Annotated in this window: 1 protein-coding gene and 1 pseudogene; one reads left to right on the top strand and one right to left on the bottom strand. The window is 57.2% G+C overall.

Features of this window, described 5'->3' with window-relative positions:
• Window positions 1-456: pseudogene (locus H5U08_RS19450) on the bottom strand (hypothetical protein); the annotation flags it as partial.
• A 178-nt stretch (window positions 457-634) separates the two neighbouring features.
• Here H5U08_RS19450 and H5U08_RS19445 point away from each other — a divergent pair.
• Window positions 635-1,039 carry a metallopeptidase family protein gene (locus H5U08_RS19445; RefSeq protein ID WP_297037031.1) on the top strand — a complete coding sequence of 135 codons (405 nt, stop codon included), beginning with the start codon at window positions 635-637 and terminating at the stop codon, window positions 1,037-1,039.
• Window positions 1,040-1,146: the final 107 nt, after the last annotated feature.

Below are 1,146 nucleotides of genomic sequence, written 5' to 3'. Positions count from 1 at the left end.
AACCCACTGCCCGCGAAATCTCCTGCCCTGCACAGCATCCGGCTCGACGAGGTTCACGGACTCGGGAGCGCTCGCACGAATGAGAGAGCGAATCTCTTCGACTTCACTCGGCCAGGGGGCATCCGGATCACTTCGGCCGGGCGGTGAGGAATCCCGTGGCCACACGTGGACCGTCCGCACGGGGATCTCCCCAAGCAGCGCCCAGACCTGCCGGGCAGCCTCTTCCCGATCCCGTACATCGATCCGTCCCAGCGTGAAACCCCATGCCCGAGCAAAAACCGCTTCAAAACGAAACCCCTCCAAAGGATGGGTTTCGTCCGCGAATTTGAATGTAACAAAACCGCGACGGCTGAACGCCGGCCGCAAAAACGGGTACTGTCGGGTAACTTCCCGTTTGAGAACGTTCTCGACCCCTGATTGACACGTCGCAAAAATAAAAGGCGGCAAAGTGATCATACTTTAAGCATACGGGGATTCTGGCCCGCGGGGAGGACCGGGCTCCCGTTGTGAAAGGTCATCTTGATTTCCGGCGGGTCATCCCTCGACGAGGCACTCCCACGACATCGGCACCGACCGACAGTGATTTTTCACGATCACATCCCATCGAGATCAGTAGTACTTTCTGGTACTGCCCATGGACAGAGACACCCGGAATTGGTTTGATTCTCTCCTGGAAGAGGTCATCGAGACCCTCCCCGACATGGTCCGAAACGCCATGAAAGAGGTCGCCCTCTACGTCGAAGACCATCCTTCCAGAAAGGTCATGGAAGAGCTGAACATCTCCGATCCCCGCGATCTGTGGGGGCTTTTCACCGGCGTCCCTATTCAGGAGAAGGAAAGCCAGTGGCTGGGCGGTCCTCCGCGCTTGCCCGACCGTGTCACGATCTATCGCGAAGGACTCCTGTGGTCAGCGCTCACGCCGGAAGGCACGATCGATCCAGAAAAACTGAAGGAACAGATTCGCAAAACAATCCTCCACGAATATGGTCATTATTTCGGCATGACCGAGGAAGAGCTGGAACAGTTGGGCTACGGTTGACTCCTGCCCGAAGCAACTGTTCACACGGCTGATGCATCCCGGCCGAACCTCATTCGGTCGATCCTCACAGTAGCTCATTATCAGCGAAACAGCTACAATAGCGCGCT

It is taken from the genome of Thermogutta sp. (genome assembly GCF_014359955.1).
GTDB lineage: Bacteria > Planctomycetota > Planctomycetia > Pirellulales > Thermoguttaceae > Thermogutta.
This window is presented reverse-complemented; position numbering and strand designations above follow the sequence as displayed.